Source organism: Citrobacter amalonaticus, from assembly GCF_018252635.1.
Lineage (GTDB): Bacteria > Pseudomonadota > Gammaproteobacteria > Enterobacterales > Enterobacteriaceae > Citrobacter_A > Citrobacter_A amalonaticus_E.
In genome coordinates this window covers 206,412-222,078 of the sequence record NZ_JAGTXM010000001.1, presented here as the reverse complement: position 1 = coordinate 222,078, position 15,667 = coordinate 206,412, and the positions used below count along the sequence as shown (strand labels likewise).

The window sequence follows — 15,667 nt, the reverse complement described above, 5'->3', positions numbered from 1 at the left end:
AATCCCCAGGAGCTTACACAAGTAAGTGACTGGGGTTCGCGAATGCAGCCAACGCATCTGCAGCCTGAAGGATGCAGGGTGTAGGCGATTACATCATACCGCCCATACCACCCATGCCGCCCATACCACCAGCAGCACCTAAGTCAGGCGCATCGCCTTTCGGCAGGTCGGTCACCATGCACTCGGTGGTGATCATCAGGCCAGCCACAGAAGCCGCGTACTGCAGAGCAGAACGGGTTACTTTGGTTGGATCCAGGATACCCATGTCGATCATGTTACCGTATTCTTCTGTCGCTGCGTTGTAACCGTAGTTACCGTCGCCCGCTTTCACGGTGTTAGCGACAACAGACGGTTCTTCGCCGCAGTTCAGAACGATCTGACGCAGCGGAGATTCCATTGCGCGCAGCGCAACTTTGATACCGACGTTCTGATCTTCGTTCTGACCTTTCAGGCCAGCGATTTTGGAGGCAACGCGAATCAGCGCCACACCACCACCTGCAACCACGCCTTCTTCTACCGCAGCACGGGTCGCGTGCAGGGCATCTTCAACGCGGGCTTTCTTCTCTTTCATTTCAACTTCGGTCGCTGCACCGACTTTGATGACTGCCACGCCGCCTGCCAGTTTCGCTACGCGCTCCTGCAGTTTTTCACGGTCGTAGTCAGACGTTGCTTCTTCGATCTGCTGACGAATCTGAGTCACACGACCCTGGATTGCCGCTTCGTCACCCACGCCATCAATGATGGTGGTGGTGTCTTTGTTGATCACAACGCGTTTTGCCTGACCCAGGTCTTCCAGCGTTGCTTTTTCCAGCTCCATACCGATCTCTTCAGAGATCACGGTACCGCCAGTCAGAGTCGCGATATCCTGCAACATCGCTTTACGACGATCGCCGAAGCCAGGTGCTTTAACCGCAGCCACTTTCACGATGCCACGCATGGTGTTAACCACCAGAGTTGCCAGCGCTTCGCCTTCCACATCTTCAGCGATGATCAGCAGCGGTTTGCCTGCTTTCGCAACGGCTTCCAGAACCGGCAGCATTTCGCGGATGTTAGAGATTTTCTTGTCAGCCAGCAGGATGAACGGGCTTTCCAGTTCTACTGCGCCAGTTTCCGGCTTGTTGATGAAGTACGGAGACAGGTAGCCACGATCGAACTGCATACCTTCAACCACGTCCAGTTCGTCCTGCAGACCAGTACCGTCCTCAACGGTGATCACGCCTTCTTTACCGACTTTGTCCATCGCTTCCGCGATCAGTTTACCAACAGTTTCGTCGGAGTTAGCGGAGATGGTACCTACCTGAGCAATGGCTTTAGAGTCGGAGCACGGTACGGACAGCGCTTTCAGTTCTTCAACCGCAGCCGCAACCGCTTTGTCGATACCACGCTTCAGATCCATCGGGTTCATACCCGCAGCAACGGCTTTCAGACCTTCAGTGATGATGGACTGAGCCAGTACGGTCGCGGTGGTGGTACCGTCACCTGCAGCGTCGTTCGCTTTAGAGGCGACTTCTTTCACCATCTGCGCACCCATGTTTTCGAACTTGTCTTCCAGTTCGATTTCACGTGCTACGGAAACACCATCTTTAGTGATAGTCGGTGCACCGAAGGATTTGTCCAGAACGACGTTACGGCCTTTCGGGCCGAGGGTGACTTTCACTGCGTCTGCCAGTACGTTTACGCCGCGCAGCATTTTCACACGAGCGTCGTTACCGAATTTTACGTCTTTAGCTGCCATTTTCTCTTTCCCTTAAATTCGTATGTTCAGAGTCGTTCGCGGATTACGCTTCAACAATTGCCAGAATGTCGCTTTCAGACATGATCAACACTTCTTCATTGTCGATCTTCTCAGATTTCACACCGTAACCATCGTTGAAAATCACGATGTCGCCGACTTTCACATCCAGCGGTTGCACGGTACCGTTATCCAGGATGCGACCCTTACCGACAGCGATGATTTCGCCACGAGTTGATTTACCCGCTGCAGAACCGGTCAGAACGATGCCGCCAGCAGATTTGGACTCAACTTCTTTACGTTTAACGATCACGCGATCATGTAACGGACGAATACTCATTGATAGCTCTCCTTTGAGAAGGTCTTTATCAGTTATGGGTGACGCCGGCCCGTTAAGGTTCCCGGCTAGTGACCAGAGAGATGGGGATGGGGTTTTGCCCCTTCAAGGGGCAATGTGAAAAAAAATTTTCTTCAGGCAAAAATCCTGTAAAAACCCTACTTACCTCACATTTCTCGCCTATTTAATCGCCGACGTCATAAGCAAATCTGATTGTGATACCATCGAAAATCTGCGCAGTTGCCTGGAATTCAGGCGCAAACGGATAACAACTCATGAGTGGACTGAAACAAGAGCTGGGACTGGCTCAGGGTATTGGCCTGTTGTCGACTTCTTTACTCGGAACAGGCGTGTTTGCCGTTCCAGCCCTGGCGGCGCTGGTGGCAGGCAACAACAGCCTGTGGGCATGGCCGATTTTGATTGTTCTGGTTTTTCCCGTCGCGATTGTTTTTGCTCTGCTGGGCCGCCACTATCCCAGCGCGGGCGGCGTGGCGCATTTCGTCGGCATGGCGTTTGGGTCTCATCTGGAACGGGTCACCGGCTGGCTATTTCTGTCCGTCATTCCTGTGGGACTTCCTGCTGCGCTACACATTGCCGCCGGTTTTGGTCAGGCGATGTTTGGCTGGCACGGCTGGCAGCTTTTGCTGGCTGAGCTTGGCACCCTGGCGCTGGTGTGGTTTATCGGTTCGCGCGGCGCCAGCTCTAGCGCCAATCTGCAAACCATCATTGCCGCCTTGATCGTGGCGTTGATTATCGCTATCTGGTGGGCAGGCGACCTCAAACCGGCAGAAATTCCGTTCCCTGCCCCAGGCGATATTGAGATGTCAGGACTGTTCTCTGCCCTGTCGGTGATGTTTTGGTGTTTCGTCGGTCTCGAAGCCTTCGCCCATCTGGCCTCTGAGTTTAAAAACCCGGAGCGTGATTTCCCACGCGCGCTGATGATTGGCCTGCTGCTGGCCGGTTCGGTCTATTGGGCCTGCACCGTTGTGGTTCTGCACTTTGACGCCTATGGTGAAACGATGGCGGCGGCGGCCTCGTTACCGGAAATCGTCGTGCAATTGTTTGGCGTTCAGGCGTTGTGGGTGGCCTGTGTGATCGGTTATCTGGCCTGCTTTGCCAGTCTCAACATTTATATACAGAGTTTTGCCCGTCTGGTGTGGTCACAGGCACAGTACAAACCAGATCATTATCTGGCCCAGCTCTCCTCTCGCCATATTCCCCGTAACGCGCTCAATGCCGTGCTGGGCTGTTGCGTGCTCAGTACCCTGTGCATTTATGCGTTAGAGATCAATCTCGATGCGCTCATCGTCTACGCCAATGGCATCTTTATCATGATCTACCTGTTGTGCATGCTGGCAGGATGTCGCCTGTTGAAAGGTCGGTATCGCGCGCTGGCGCTGATGGGTGGATTATTATGCCTACTGTTACTGGCGATGATCGGCTGGAAGAGTCTGTATGCGCTGATTATGCTGGCGATCCTGTGGCTGTTTTTGCCACAACGAAAAAAGGTTAAACATCACTTATAAGCCGGTGCTACGAAAATGCCCGGTGGCGCTTACGCTTGCCGGGCCGACGGGCATCAGTCGCGACGATCGTCTTTATGCTCAATACGGTCACGCTCGTCATCTTTGCGCTGGAACTCGCCATCAAAGGTGTCGCCACCGCCAGTTCCGGCGCTAAAGCCACCACCCGGCATCCGGGAAAAACGCAAATGCGGCAGCAGCTTCATCGTCAGGTGCTTCTGCACAGGCGGTAATAGAAGAAGAAGACCGAGGAAGTCGGTGAAAAAGCCCGGCAACAACAGTAACAACCCCGCGATGATCAGCGACACACTCTTAATCATCTCTTCAGCAGGGCTCTCTCCTGCCGCCATTTTCTGCTGCATCAACAAAAAGTTCTTAAATCCCTGATTGCGTACCAGCGACATCCCAATGACTGAGGTAAAGATCACCAGGATAAGCGTCATCAGTACACCCATCACATGGGCGACCTGGATGAAGATAGAAATCTCAATATAAACATAGAGAAAGACTGCAAGTAACGGTATCCAGCGCAAAAGGGTTCTCCTCAAACGACCGCCGTGATGCGCACGTCGGTCCGAAAATAGTTGCGATTCGCATTAGTCGGATATAGGGATAGTTCACAAAATTTCAAGCTGTTTACGCACTTATTTTTAGAGTTAATCCTAAAGCGGTGACCTATTTCACAAAATAATAATTAAGGAGTAATTTACCACACTTAAAGTGATCCAGATTACGGCACAATTTCTGAAGCAGAATATGATCTCGTTGACCAGACCGATGTAGGGGATAATCGTCGGTCAAGAAACAATCGAAACCACATATATTCTGTGTGTTTAGTGCATTCATTGGCAGCTTTAAATAAAGAAGGTTCACATGTTAAACAACATTCGTATCGAAGAAGATCTGTTGGGTACCAGGGAAGTTCCAGCCGAAGCCTACTATGGTGTTCACACTCTGAGAGCGATTGAAAACTTCTACATCAGCAATAACAAAATCAGTGACATCCCTGAGTTTGTGCGCGGCATGGTAATGGTTAAGAAGGCAGCTGCGCTGGCAAACAAAGAGTTGCAAACCATCCCTAAGAGTGTAGCGAATGCCATCATTGCCGCATGTGATGAAGTCCTGAATAACGGCAAATGCATGGACCAGTTCCCGGTAGACGTTTACCAGGGCGGTGCAGGCACCTCCGTCAACATGAATACCAACGAAGTGCTGGCCAATATCGGGCTGGAGCTGATGGGTCACCAGAAAGGTGAATATCAGTACCTGAACCCGAACGACCACGTGAACAAATGTCAGTCTACTAACGACGCCTATCCAACCGGTTTCCGCATCGCCGTTTACGCTTCTATCGTTAAACTGGTCGACGCCATCAACCAACTGCGTGAAGGCTTTGAGCGTAAAGCTGTCGAGTTCCAGGACATCCTGAAAATGGGTCGTACCCAGTTGCAGGATGCGGTTCCGATGACCCTGGGTCAGGAATTCCGCGCTTTCAGCGTACTGCTGAAAGAAGAAGTGAAAAACATCGAACGTACCGCTGAACTGCTGCTGGAGGTTAACCTCGGCGCAACGGCTATCGGTACCGGTCTGAATACCCCTAAAGAGTACTCTCCGCTGGCAGTACAGAAACTGGCGGAAGTGACCGGCTTTGCCTGCGTACCGGCTGAAGACCTGATCGAAGCGACCTCTGACTGCGGCGCTTACGTTATGGTGCATGGCGCGCTGAAACGTCTGGCTGTGAAGATGTCCAAAATCTGTAACGACCTGCGCTTGCTCTCCTCTGGCCCTCGTGCTGGCCTGAACGAGATCAACCTGCCGGAACTGCAGGCGGGCTCTTCTATCATGCCAGCAAAAGTGAACCCGGTTGTACCGGAAGTCGTCAACCAGGTGTGCTTCAAAGTCATCGGTAACGACATCACCGTCACCATGGCCTCTGAAGCGGGTCAGCTGCAGTTGAACGTAATGGAGCCAGTGATTGGTCAGGCGATGTTTGAATCCATTCACATCCTCAGCAACGCCTGCTACAACCTGCTGGAGAAATGTGTTAACGGTATTACTGCTAACAAAGAAGTGTGCGAAGGGTATGTCTACAACTCTATCGGCATCGTCACCTACCTCAACCCGTTCATCGGCCACCACAACGGCGACATCGTTGGTAAGATTTGCGCCGAAACCGGTAAGAGCGTTCGTGAAGTGGTGCTGGAGCGCGGTCTGTTGACTGAAGCTGAGCTGGACGATATTTTCTCCGCACAGAACCTGATGCACCCGGCTTATAAAGCAAAACGCTATACTGATGAAAACGAACAGTAATCGTACAGGGTAGTACCAAGGAGGGCACGTCAGATGACGTGCCTTTTTTCTTATTAGAAGTTACTTAATAACAACAATTTAATATCAACTTGTTAAACAACAAGGAAGGCTAATATGATAGTTGTCGAACTTATCATTGTTTTGCTGGCAATCTTTTTGGGCGCCAGACTTGGGGGCATCGGGATTGGATTTGCAGGTGGACTGGGTGTTCTGGTTCTTGCCGCTATCGGCGTAAAACCGGGTAACATTCCGTTCGATGTGATTTCCATCATCATGGCGGTTATTGCTGCTATCTCTGCGATGCAGGTGGCGGGCGGTCTGGACTATCTGGTTAACCAGACAGAAAAACTGCTGCGTCGGAATCCAAAATACATCACGATCCTTGCACCGATCGTGACCTATTTCCTGACTATCTTTGCAGGCACCGGGAACATCTCCCTGGCGACGCTGCCGGTTATCGCTGAAGTGGCGAAGGAACAGGGCATTAAGCCTTGCCGTCCGCTCTCCACCGCCGTGGTTTCCGCTCAGATAGCGATCACCGCATCGCCTATCTCTGCTGCGGTCGTATACATGTCTTCGGTCATGGAAGGTCATGGCATCAGCTACATCCACCTGCTGTCCGTGGTCATACCGTCCACGCTGCTGGCAGTGCTGGTGATGTCCTTCCTCGTGACCATGCTGTTCAACTCCAAACTCTCTGACGATCCGGTGTACCGCAAGCGTCTGGAAGAGGGTTTGATTGAGCTGCGCGGTGAGAAGCAGATCGAAATCAAACCAATGGCAAAAAGCTCCGTCTGGCTGTTCCTGCTGGGCGTAGTGTGCGTAGTTGTTTATGCGATTATCAACAGCCCGAGCCTCGGTCTGGTTGAGAAACCGCTGATGAACACCACGAACGCTATCCTGATCATCATGCTGAGCGTCGCGACGCTGACCACTATCCTGTGCAAAGTGGAAACTGACGCCATCCTCAACTCCAGCACCTTCAAAGCCGGTATGAGCGCCTGTATTTGTATCCTGGGCGTTGCATGGCTGGGTGACACTTTTGTGTCTCACAACATTGACTGGATCAAAGACACTGCAGGTGAAGTGATTCAGGGCCATCCGTGGCTGCTGGCCGTCATCTTCTTCTTTGCTTCTGCGCTGCTGTACTCTCAGGCAGCAACCGCTAAAGCACTGATGCCGATGGCACTGGCACTGAACGTTTCTCCGCTGACTGCCGTTGCGTCTTTCGCTGCGGTTTCAGGTCTGTTCATTCTGCCAACTTACCCAACGCTGGTTGCAGCGGTACAGATGGATGACACCGGCACTACGCGTATCGGTAAATTTGTCTTTAACCACCCGTTCTTCATCCCGGGGACGCTGGGCGTGTTACTGGCGGTCTGCTTCGGCTTCCTGCTGGGCAGCTTCATGCTGTAAGTATGACCTGCGGGGCGTATTCACGCCCCGCATTTCCCCTCCCTTTGTCTAACATCCTTCCCTCGTCCGTTGTATAGTGACCACTCTTTCGCGGGTCATTCTGTTCTTTCGAGGTGTTTATGCTTGATGTTAGCAGTCAGGATATGTCCATCCCCGATGCCGTTGTCGTGCTCTGCACCGCGCCGGATGAAGCTACCGCCCAGGATCTGGCGGCCAAAGTGCTGGCGGAGAAGCTGGCGGCATGCGCGACGATTATTCCAGGCGCCACCTCACTGTATTACTGGGAAGGGAAGCTGGAGCAGGAATACGAAGTCCAGATGATCCTGAAAACGTCGGTGTCGCATCAGGACGCCTTGCTTGATTGCCTGAAGTCTCACCATCCTTATCAAACGCCTGAACTTCTGGTTTTACCCGTTACCCACGGAGACAGTGATTATCGCTCATGGCTCAACGCATCCTTACGCTGATCCTGCTTTTTTGCAGCACATCGACTTTTGCCGGACTTTTCGACGCGCCGGGGCGCTCGAATTTTGTCCCTGCTGATCAGGCCTTTGCCTTTGACTTTCAGCAAAACCAACACGATCTGAATCTCACCTGGCTGGTGAAAGACGGGTATTACCTGTATCGCAAGCAGATCGTTATTACCCCTGCTCAGGCGGACATCGCGGAAGTCACTCTGCCGGCGGGTGTCTGGCATGAAGATGAGTTCTACGGAAAAAGCGAAATCTACCGCAATACGCTCACCATCCCGGTGACCATCAACCAGGCGCAGTCAGGTGCGACGCTGACGGTAACGTACCAGGGCTGTGCCGATGCGGGCTTCTGCTATCCGCCGGAAAGCAAAACCGTGCCGCTAAGCGAAGTGACCGCCAGCGCGGAACCGCAACCAGCGGCGTCAGCAGCAACACAGCAACCGCAACCAGAACACGCACCAGCCCAGCTCCCCTTTTCCGCCCTGTGGGCGCTGCTGATCGGTATTGGCATCGCCTTTACCCCCTGCGTACTGCCGATGTATCCGCTTATTTCCGGCATTGTGCTTGGCGGTAAACAGCGTCTTTCTACCGGGCGAGCGCTGCTGCTGACGTTCATCTATGTGCAGGGGATGGCGCTGACCTACACTGCGCTGGGTCTGGTGGTCGCCGCCGCCGGATTGCAGTTCCAGGCGGCCCTTCAACATCCGTATGTTTTAATCGGTCTGGCAGTGATCTTTACCCTGCTCGCGTTGTCAATGTTCGGCCTGTTCACCCTGCAATTGCCATCGTCCCTGCAAACGCGCCTCACGCTGATGAGTAATCGTCAGCAGGGAGGATCGGCGGGCGGCGTTTTTGTTATGGGTGCCATTGCCGGGCTGATTTGTTCGCCGTGTACAACGGCACCGCTAAGTGCCATCTTGTTGTACATTGCCCAGAGCGGGAACCTGTGGCTCGGCGGCGGTACGCTATATCTTTACGCCCTGGGGATGGGGCTGCCGCTGATGCTGGTCACCGTCTTTGGTAACCGTCTGCTGCCGAAAAGCGGGCCGTGGATGGCGCAGGTTAAAACGGCATTTGGCTTTGTTATCCTCGCGCTGCCGGTCTTTTTACTGGAGCGCATCATCGGCGATACGTGGGGCTTACGACTGTGGTCACTGCTGGGCGTGGCCTTCTTTGGCTGGGCGTTTATCACCAGCCTGCAAGCAACGCGTAGCGGGATGCGCATCGTGCAGATAATCCTGCTGGCGGCGGCGCTGGTCAGCGTACGTCCGTTGCAGGACTGGGCGTTTGGCACGACGACAACCCAGGCGCAGGCGCATCTGGACTTCAAACCGGTGGCAAGCGTGGAAGAACTCAATCAGGCGCTGGCCAAGGCGAAAGGCAAACCGGTGATGCTGGACCTGTACGCCGACTGGTGTGTCGCCTGTAAAGAGTTTGAAAAGTACACCTTCAGCCACCCACAGGTAAAACAGGTGCTGGGGGATACGGTACTGTTACAGGCGAACGTCACCGCCAATAATGCGCAGGACGTGGCGCTGTTAAAGCATTTGCAGGTGTTAGGACTGCCAACCATCCTGTTCTTTGATGTACAAGGAAAGGAACACCCGCAGGCGCGGGTAACAGGGTTTATGGATGCGGCGACGTTTAGTGCGCATTTGCGCGATCGCCAACCGTGAGCGACACTTTCAGAGGTAAAGACGGAGGAATGACCGTGCAACGTGAAGATGTCCTGGGAGAAGCCCTAAAATTACTCGAGAACCATGGGATTGCGAACACCACGCTGGAGATGGTGGCCGAGCGCGTTGATTATCCGCTTGATGAAATGCAGCGTTTCTGGCCGGACAAAGAGGCCATTCTGTATGACGCGCTGCGCTATCTCAGCCAGCAAGTGGATATCTGGCGTCGCCAGCTGTTGCTGGACGACTCCCTGAGTGCCGAGCAAAAGCTGCTTGCCCGCTACGCTGCGCTGGCAGAGTGCGTCAGTAATAACCGCTACCCAGGCTGTCTGTTCATCGCCGCCTGCACGTTTTATCCCGATCCGTCACACCCGATTCATCAACTGGCGGATCAGCAGAAAAGCGCGGCGCACGACTTTACTCACGAACTGCTGACCACACTGGAGATTGACGATCCGGCGATGGTGGCCAAACAGATGGAACTGGTGCTGGAAGGCTGTCTGAGCCGCATGCTGGTCAATCGCAGCCATGCGGACGTAGAGACAGCGCATCGTCTGGCAGAAGATATTCTGCGCTTTGCCCAGTGCCGCCAGGGGGGTGCATTGACCTAAATGAAAGCAGAAAGGCACAGATTGCCGCAAACTTAAGCGATTGAACAGTTTTCCCCTAAATTTGATTGACTGGCGGGCATGATTACGGTTTAATGCGCCCCGTTGCCCGGATAGCTCAGTCGGTAGAGCAGGGGATTGAAAATCCCCGTGTCCTTGGTTCGATTCCGAGTCCGGGCACCAAAATTTAGAAAAACCAGCCTCAAGGCTGGTTTTTTGCTTTCTGGGATTCTGTAGATTTCTGGTTGTCTTAGCCACATCGGTTGCAACATCTCCCCAGCACATGCACAATCGCCTTCGTCGGAAACCTGCCATAGTGCTTTTCGAGAAAGGCCAGCTCTTTCACTGTCCAGAGGGGCTGATGATTTCGGGACGGCTGCTTATTATCTGGCATCCTTCAGGTCCTGCGGCTCCTGACCGGCACTCCCGGTGGCATTATTCTCCTGCATTAGCGTATAAATCTGCGCGCGCAGATGCTGCTCTGCCTGACGGATTTGCTGCTGTCGCTGAGGCGTATTTTCAGAATGACGCAGCAGATAAAGCTGCTCTTCCAGCGGTTCAGTCTGACGAAACAGGTTCATCATCTCATAAACCGTGGATTTCAGTTCGCTGACGGTAATGTACTTCCCTTTCTGTTTATCCAGCGCGTTGAGTTTATCGGTCAGCGCCTGTAACCGCTCCATCCCCTGGTGCCAGCCCGTCAGCGAGCTTTCCGGCAGGGTGTTCTCCGCCATCAGTTGCCGCCAGCGACTTTGCATCTGCCGGACCTGTGGCTCATCCGGCCACAGCGTTTGCGCCTGGGCGATAATCTGTCCCCCGTAGTGCAGGTGCCAGTCCGGGGGAAGTGCCGCCACACTGTCCAGTTGCGCTGAAGCCTGCTTCAGCCAGGCTTCGCCTTCTGCCAGCGATCCGCTCTGCTTTAATACGAGCATCTGCTCTGCAATCAGCGGAGCCGGTAATGCAGCCACAGAAGCCCGCAGCGCCCGGCGGGTATCATCTTCCTGATGAACAATCTGCCAGCCCCATACCGACAGGGCGCTGATGACAAAGGCCGTCAGCATACCACTGGTAAACAGCGGCCATTTCGCTACCGCTGGCGGCGGCGCATGCATCACATCGACCCGCACTTCCGGTTCAGGGAGGACGACATAGACCAGTCGGCTCTCGGACACGGGCGGTGCGGCTACCAGCGCCTGAGGCGGAAGCGTCAGTGAGGAAGTGATATCTTCCTGCGGGGTACTGTTTTCAAGACGGGTCACCGCCTGGAACAACTGGCGACGAAGTCCTTCCAGTTGGCAGGACTGTTTCAGCTCGCGCCGTCCCAGTGCATCATTCAGGGTAGTCAGCAGCTTTTCACCCTGATACAGGGCCGGCAGATTGTGGTGAGCCAGCGTCAGGGTGCGAAAAACCTTCTGCAGACGCTGACTCAGCCCACTGAGAATTTCTACGCGCGCATGGGTCTGCGGCGGCCACATCACCGCCCACTGATGCGCAACCAGCGCATTCAGGATGGCCAGCCCTTCATTCAGACCATCAATACTGGCAATATGAGTCCGCGCCAGGGTATACCAGGACGCCGTCTGTAATTCAACACCATTATGTTCAAACAGGGCAAGGGCCCGGTTTTCCACCTGCGGCCAGTTCACATCCGGGCGCGCGGGATGGGTCAGTTTATTCAGTTCATCACGCAGCAGGGTGTAATCAGCAAGCGCACGCGGGTCGCCCCCGGTACGCAGATGTCGTTCAGACTGGGTTATCATGGAGATTCTTGCTCAGGAGAAAAGAGAATTTAAACCGGGTGCCGCGGATCCAGATACTGCTGCTGTTTCATGTGTCGCAGTAGTACCCGTCCTTCGGGCATAAATTCGGTGCCGTAACGCACCAGACCGACCCCCTTCAACTCAGCGTCAATGGCATAGCGCAGTTCACCGGGGACGTCCTGCTCCAGCAGGACAACGGCTATTTTTTTCAGACGTGACTCATATTTGAGCAGAACAGCAGACAGGGTTCCCATCAGCTCATGGGCCGTGCCCGGCATCCCCTGCAGGATTTTGGTCATATCGGGCAAACCATAGTCCGGCAGATGAGCCAGCGCACCTGCACGGCTGTTGAGAATACGCTGCATATTATCCAGCACCGACAAAATCACCTGGTTTTGCTCGCTGACCTGATGCAGGTCGAGGCCACCACTAAAGTTGCCGTAGAGCGTTTCATACAACGAAGGGCGGGATGATTCACTCATCTTTCAGTGCCTGCAAGGTCAGCTGGTTGTTCCCCGCCTCGATGACGCGGGCTTTATCCGGATCGAGTTCATCACGGGAAAGGACAATCCGCCAGGTGTTGCGCTCCTGGTCCGGCGACATAAACATGCCAGCCACAGCCACATACTGCACTCCCTCCTCCATTGGCATATCGACCATCACCGCGCCTCCCGGCTGCAGGCGAATGTCTTTCTCTGCCACCAGGTCCGCCTTAATCGCCTGACTGTCAGCTTTAAACAGTGATGGATAGTCCGTCGTATCGAATGTTTTGCGGTCTTTAAGCTGGTAGATGCGTACGACGGTGGACAGCGCCACCCCGCCCGCATTGTGGTTTACTGCCTCACGGGCGCGAATGTCGAGATGCAGGGTTTTCACCTGTTTATAAAAAATGGATTTGGTGACGGCGACAGTGCCGTCCGTGATGCTCTGAGTCAGCCCACAGCCAGCCAGCATCAATGTGATACCGGCGGCCAGCGCAGCCAGAGGGATTTTACCAGCGGTAATCGCCATCTTCATCGGTCTCCCTGCGGTGAATATTTTCCTGTATCCGCTCATAGCGGCCCAGATTAATGGTGATTGTTTTGGGGTGTGATGCGGTCTTAGCCGCATTCAGTGGTCGCATCACGGCAGTGCGGCCCAGTTGCACTGCCCAGACTTTAGGTTTACTGCTCATGGTCGCGTCAGGCAGCAGACTACGATCCACACACAGCTGTAACCGCACATCGAGGCGTGAGCCGAGATAGACATGCAGCAGTGCCATCAGGTCCGTGTGCAGCTCGCCATCGGGCAGCCAGCCCTGCACTTCAACCGGGTCGGTGGTGGTCAGGCGCATCAGTACCTGGCTATTCACGTCGGTGGCATAGTTGCCCATCACCGGACGGTTTGCCAGGGCGACAGGCTGGCGCACGCTCATGGTCAGAGGTTTCTTCAGCGGCACACGGCGCTTGTCGTGGTGCCATATTTTCGCATGCGTATTGGGTGCCAGCAGACGCACCAGCGAGGCCATGCCTTCTGCAGTCCGCCCTGGTAATAGCATCACCGGCAGCAGGGCCAGAAAGCGTGACGCGGGGGCGGCGATGCTGTCCGTACAGCCGTTGATGCCGAGTCCTGCCAGGCCCAGCAGGTACTGCGACGTTTTGTCCCTGCCGCCTTCTTCGAAGGTCGCCGGGTACGAGTATTTCCGCCAGATGCGGTAGTACTGGGCAATCAACCGGTGGTTGAAGATATCAAGGAAATCCGCCGTGGCTTCATACCCTTCGCGCCGCTGGGCGATGTCATCGATATAGTGCGTCGGTAGCGGCGACTCTACCCCGTAAAGCCCCATAAAGGTGACGCGCACCGTGGGCGGCAGGTGCGGATGCTCAGGCGGCTCAGCTCCTTTGATTTCAGAAGCCGGGAATCCCATCCCCGGATGTGGACGAAAGCGCACCGGCTCCTGTCGCACCTGCCAGGTACTGCCAGTGACCGGTTTATCTGGCTGGCTCTGCTCCAGTAACTGACAGAAGCGATAAAAGTTCATGTACGGCAGATGCTGCCGTAGCTGCACCATCAGCCGGGCAGGCGTGGACTGTGATTCTCTTTCCACCGGATGCATTTTCCTTCTGGCTGTACGATGAGGGTGAGCTGGTTGAACTGGTTCATGTCGGCATAGAGTGCGAAGAAGCGGTTAAGCATTTCACCAAACAGGTGGATATCGCCCTCCCCCGTAAACCCGTTGCTGTCGAGGGTGACTTCAATATCCAGGCCCCGTAGCAGATAGCCCTGTTCAAATCGCTGCAGGCGGTGATGCGTTACATGCTGAATAGCCTCCAGGCGTCGGGTATTCAGCTCGTCTTCCTGCCAGTTATAGAGCGCCAGCGTTCCACGCAGTACTTCAGCAGTACTCATCATATTCAGGAACCCGGAACCCAGGTGACTCAACACCCGCCAGTGGAAACGGTCTTCCGCAGGCGGGTATACCGGCAGCGTGGGCTTGCAGAGGTTGCGCACCGTCAACTGCGTATCCACCACCTGCTCACAGCGGTCCAGCAGTGTGCTTTGCAACGCCCGACGTGGTAACTGACCGTTGGTGCCTGTGATTTGCAGCGAGACAGCTTCACGCTCAAACAGGCGGTCCTCTTCCCACTGGTGCCCCCCAAGGATAAGCCAGGTGTCATACAACCCGGTCACGCTGCGCTTTACACGAGTGTGGTAATACCGGGGCGGCGCATGACGGCGCATCATCCCGCCCTTGTGGCGGAAGCTACTGAACGGGACGTATTCGGCATCACTGGTCCGGTTTGAGCCGGTGACTGTATCCACCGAATAAATCTCGGTATGTCCGTCCTGTAGTCGTTTGGGGCGTAGCAGGTACTCACTTTCAAGCCCCGAGATGGTGAGCGGGTCTGCTTCCAGGGTGAACAGATTAATGACCGGCACGCAGTGCAGTCGAACGGCATCATCGGTGACCGGCAGGTCAGACGGCCACGGTGTGCTGAACACGACTTCAATGTCGAAATACTCCGCTCCGGCAGGCGGTGTAATGCCATCCAGGCCGTTGAGGTGGACAAACATAAACTTCTCCCGGAAGGTGAAGTACTCCAGCAGCAGCCGGTAGCCGCTGAAGGCGGTATCGCCTTTCGGCCAGAGTCCGTCTTCCTCCGCAAATCCGCCCGGGGAAAAATACCCGTCCAGTCGAATACGGTCGGTCTGTCCCGGCAGACGCATGTACAGAGCCGCCTGCCGTTTCGTCAGCATCAGATGCAGTTGGCTGCTGATCGGCGCATCCGCCCCGAGATACAGGCTCAGGCGGCTGAGGTCAGCACTGGACCAGTCCGCCTGCGTGCTGCAGGCAAAGCGCATCCGCAGCAGCGAGCGACCATCAGGCTCAGTGGTCATGGTCACCCCTGAGATATTCAGAGGCTTGAGCATCACCTCCTGGGTGGTGCGGTAACGACAGACGGTGTTCTTCGGCCCAACCGGACGAGAATAAATCTCAAGGCCCGCCGGCACCACTTCCACCATTTTCATGGCATGCAGCGCCGGGGTCAGAGCCACCAGCGAGAGCGACGGAATGGTGCGCAGATAATGTGGCCAGAGCATGCTGACCAGCCCTTCGGTCAGCTCCGGCAGGTCGTCGTCAATCTTTTCCCGCAGCCGTCCCATAGAGAAAGCAAAGCCTTCAAACAGACGTTCAACATAGGGATCGGGTGTACCGGCTTTATCCAGATCGAGCATCGCTGCGCGATCGGGATGGGTCTGGGCGAATTCTTTCGCCGCTTCACGCAGATAGCGCATTTCCGCGTCGTAATAACGCAGGGTCAAATCTTCCATTTATTTCTGTTCCTGTGGA

The 15,667-nt window shown here is 54.8% G+C and carries 14 protein-coding genes and 1 tRNA gene; 7 read left to right on the top strand and 8 right to left on the bottom strand.

Annotated elements, in window-relative coordinates:
• Nucleotides 1–88: 88 nt before the first annotated feature.
• Both groL and KE671_RS00985 read right to left on the bottom strand, forming a co-directional pair.
• On the bottom strand, nucleotides 89–1,735 hold the full coding sequence (groL, locus tag KE671_RS00990) for a chaperonin GroEL (protein ID WP_003025464.1): 1,647 nt from the start codon (nucleotides 1,733–1,735) through the stop codon (nucleotides 89–91).
• Between the two features lie 43 nt (nucleotides 1,736–1,778).
• Entirely contained in the window at nucleotides 1,779–2,072 is a 294-nt protein-coding gene (locus tag KE671_RS00985; RefSeq protein WP_000027827.1) for a co-chaperone GroES, read from the bottom strand.
• A 272-nt stretch (nucleotides 2,073–2,344) separates the two neighbouring features.
• Between KE671_RS00985 and yjeH the strand changes: the two genes are divergently transcribed.
• Nucleotides 2,345–3,595: an L-methionine/branched-chain amino acid transporter gene (gene yjeH / locus KE671_RS00980; RefSeq protein WP_206161345.1), complete on the top strand. Its 1,251-nt coding sequence runs from the start codon at nucleotides 2,345–2,347 to the stop codon at nucleotides 3,593–3,595.
• Between the two features lie 53 nt (nucleotides 3,596–3,648).
• Here yjeH and KE671_RS00975 read toward each other — a convergent pair whose 3' ends face one another.
• Nucleotides 3,649–4,125, bottom strand: a complete 477-nt coding sequence (locus KE671_RS00975; protein ID WP_042321350.1) for an FxsA family protein — start codon at nucleotides 4,123–4,125, stop codon at nucleotides 3,649–3,651.
• Between the two features lie 340 nt (nucleotides 4,126–4,465).
• Here KE671_RS00975 and aspA point away from each other — a divergent pair, with 340 nt between their 5' ends.
• The 6 genes from aspA to KE671_RS00945 all read left to right on the top strand — a co-directional run bounded on the left by aspA (nucleotide 4,466) and on the right by KE671_RS00945 (nucleotide 10,258).
• On the top strand, nucleotides 4,466–5,902 hold the full coding sequence (gene aspA, locus KE671_RS00970) for an aspartate ammonia-lyase (protein ID WP_042999158.1): 1,437 nt from the start codon (nucleotides 4,466–4,468) through the stop codon (nucleotides 5,900–5,902).
• Between the two features lie 114 nt (nucleotides 5,903–6,016).
• Nucleotides 6,017–7,318: an anaerobic C4-dicarboxylate transporter gene (dcuA, locus tag KE671_RS00965; RefSeq protein ID WP_206161344.1), complete on the top strand. Its 1,302-nt coding sequence runs from the start codon at nucleotides 6,017–6,019 to the stop codon at nucleotides 7,316–7,318.
• Between the two features lie 119 nt (nucleotides 7,319–7,437).
• A complete protein-coding gene (gene cutA / locus KE671_RS00960; protein ID WP_206161343.1) occupies nucleotides 7,438–7,785 on the top strand; it encodes a divalent cation tolerance protein CutA in 348 nt (115 codons plus the stop codon).
• Entirely contained in the window at nucleotides 7,761–9,467 is a 1,707-nt protein-coding gene (locus KE671_RS00955; protein ID WP_206161342.1) for a protein-disulfide reductase DsbD, read from the top strand. Before cutA ends, KE671_RS00955 begins: the two co-directional genes overlap by 25 nt.
• 35 nt (nucleotides 9,468–9,502) lie before the next feature.
• Nucleotides 9,503–10,078 carry a transcriptional regulator gene (locus tag KE671_RS00950; RefSeq protein ID WP_206161887.1) on the top strand — a complete coding sequence of 192 codons (576 nt, stop codon included), beginning with the start codon at nucleotides 9,503–9,505 and terminating at the stop codon, nucleotides 10,076–10,078.
• A gap of 104 nt (nucleotides 10,079–10,182) precedes the next feature.
• Nucleotides 10,183–10,258, top strand: a tRNA-Phe gene (locus tag KE671_RS00945).
• A gap of 200 nt (nucleotides 10,259–10,458) precedes the next feature.
• Here the strand turns inward: KE671_RS00945 and KE671_RS00940 are convergent.
• Genes KE671_RS00940 through tssF form a run of 5 tightly spaced genes read right to left on the bottom strand, consistent with a single transcriptional unit; the run spans nucleotide 10,459 to nucleotide 15,648 of the window.
• Nucleotides 10,459–11,835 carry a VasL domain-containing protein gene (locus tag KE671_RS00940; RefSeq protein WP_206161341.1) on the bottom strand — a complete coding sequence of 459 codons (1,377 nt, stop codon included), beginning with the start codon at nucleotides 11,833–11,835 and terminating at the stop codon, nucleotides 10,459–10,461.
• A 29-nt stretch (nucleotides 11,836–11,864) separates the two neighbouring features.
• Nucleotides 11,865–12,317 carry a type VI secretion system baseplate subunit TssE gene (gene tssE / locus KE671_RS00935; RefSeq protein ID WP_206161340.1) on the bottom strand — a complete coding sequence of 151 codons (453 nt, stop codon included), beginning with the start codon at nucleotides 12,315–12,317 and terminating at the stop codon, nucleotides 11,865–11,867.
• Nucleotides 12,310–12,846, bottom strand: coding sequence for a type VI secretion system lipoprotein TssJ (gene tssJ, locus KE671_RS00930; protein WP_206161339.1), 537 nt, complete (start codon nucleotides 12,844–12,846; stop codon nucleotides 12,310–12,312). Before tssJ ends, tssE begins: the two co-directional genes overlap by 8 nt.
• Entirely contained in the window at nucleotides 12,827–13,930 is a 1,104-nt protein-coding gene (gene tssG, locus KE671_RS00925; RefSeq protein WP_206161338.1) for a type VI secretion system baseplate subunit TssG, read from the bottom strand. Before tssG ends, tssJ begins: the two co-directional genes overlap by 20 nt.
• Nucleotides 13,885–15,648, bottom strand: coding sequence for a type VI secretion system baseplate subunit TssF (tssF, locus tag KE671_RS00920; protein WP_206161337.1), 1,764 nt, complete (start codon nucleotides 15,646–15,648; stop codon nucleotides 13,885–13,887). The genes tssG and tssF overlap by 46 nt, the downstream gene beginning before the upstream one ends.
• Between the last annotated feature and the right edge of the window lie 19 nt (nucleotides 15,649–15,667).

Coding starts and splice junctions, on each gene's coding strand:
- groL (WP_003025464.1), bottom strand. CDS start 1,735: ATGGCAGCTAAAGACGTAAAATTCGGTAACGACGCTCGTGTGAAAATG.
- KE671_RS00985 (WP_000027827.1), bottom strand. CDS start 2,072: ATGAGTATTCGTCCGTTACATGATCGCGTGATCGTTAAACGTAAAGAA.
- yjeH (WP_206161345.1), top strand. CDS start 2,345: ATGAGTGGACTGAAACAAGAGCTGGGACTGGCTCAGGGTATTGGCCTG.
- aspA (WP_042999158.1), top strand. CDS start 4,466: ATGTTAAACAACATTCGTATCGAAGAAGATCTGTTGGGTACCAGGGAA.
- dcuA (WP_206161344.1), top strand. CDS start 6,017: ATGATAGTTGTCGAACTTATCATTGTTTTGCTGGCAATCTTTTTGGGC.
- cutA (WP_206161343.1), top strand. CDS start 7,438: ATGCTTGATGTTAGCAGTCAGGATATGTCCATCCCCGATGCCGTTGTC.
- KE671_RS00955 (WP_206161342.1), top strand. CDS start 7,761: ATGGCTCAACGCATCCTTACGCTGATCCTGCTTTTTTGCAGCACATCG.
- KE671_RS00940 (WP_206161341.1), bottom strand. CDS start 11,835: ATGATAACCCAGTCTGAACGACATCTGCGTACCGGGGGCGACCCGCGT.
- tssE (WP_206161340.1), bottom strand. CDS start 12,317: ATGAGTGAATCATCCCGCCCTTCGTTGTATGAAACGCTCTACGGCAAC.
- tssJ (WP_206161339.1), bottom strand. CDS start 12,846: ATGGCGATTACCGCTGGTAAAATCCCTCTGGCTGCGCTGGCCGCCGGT.
- tssG (WP_206161338.1), bottom strand. CDS start 13,930: ATGCATCCGGTGGAAAGAGAATCACAGTCCACGCCTGCCCGGCTGATG.
- tssF (WP_206161337.1), bottom strand. CDS start 15,648: ATGGAAGATTTGACCCTGCGTTATTACGACGCGGAAATGCGCTATCTG.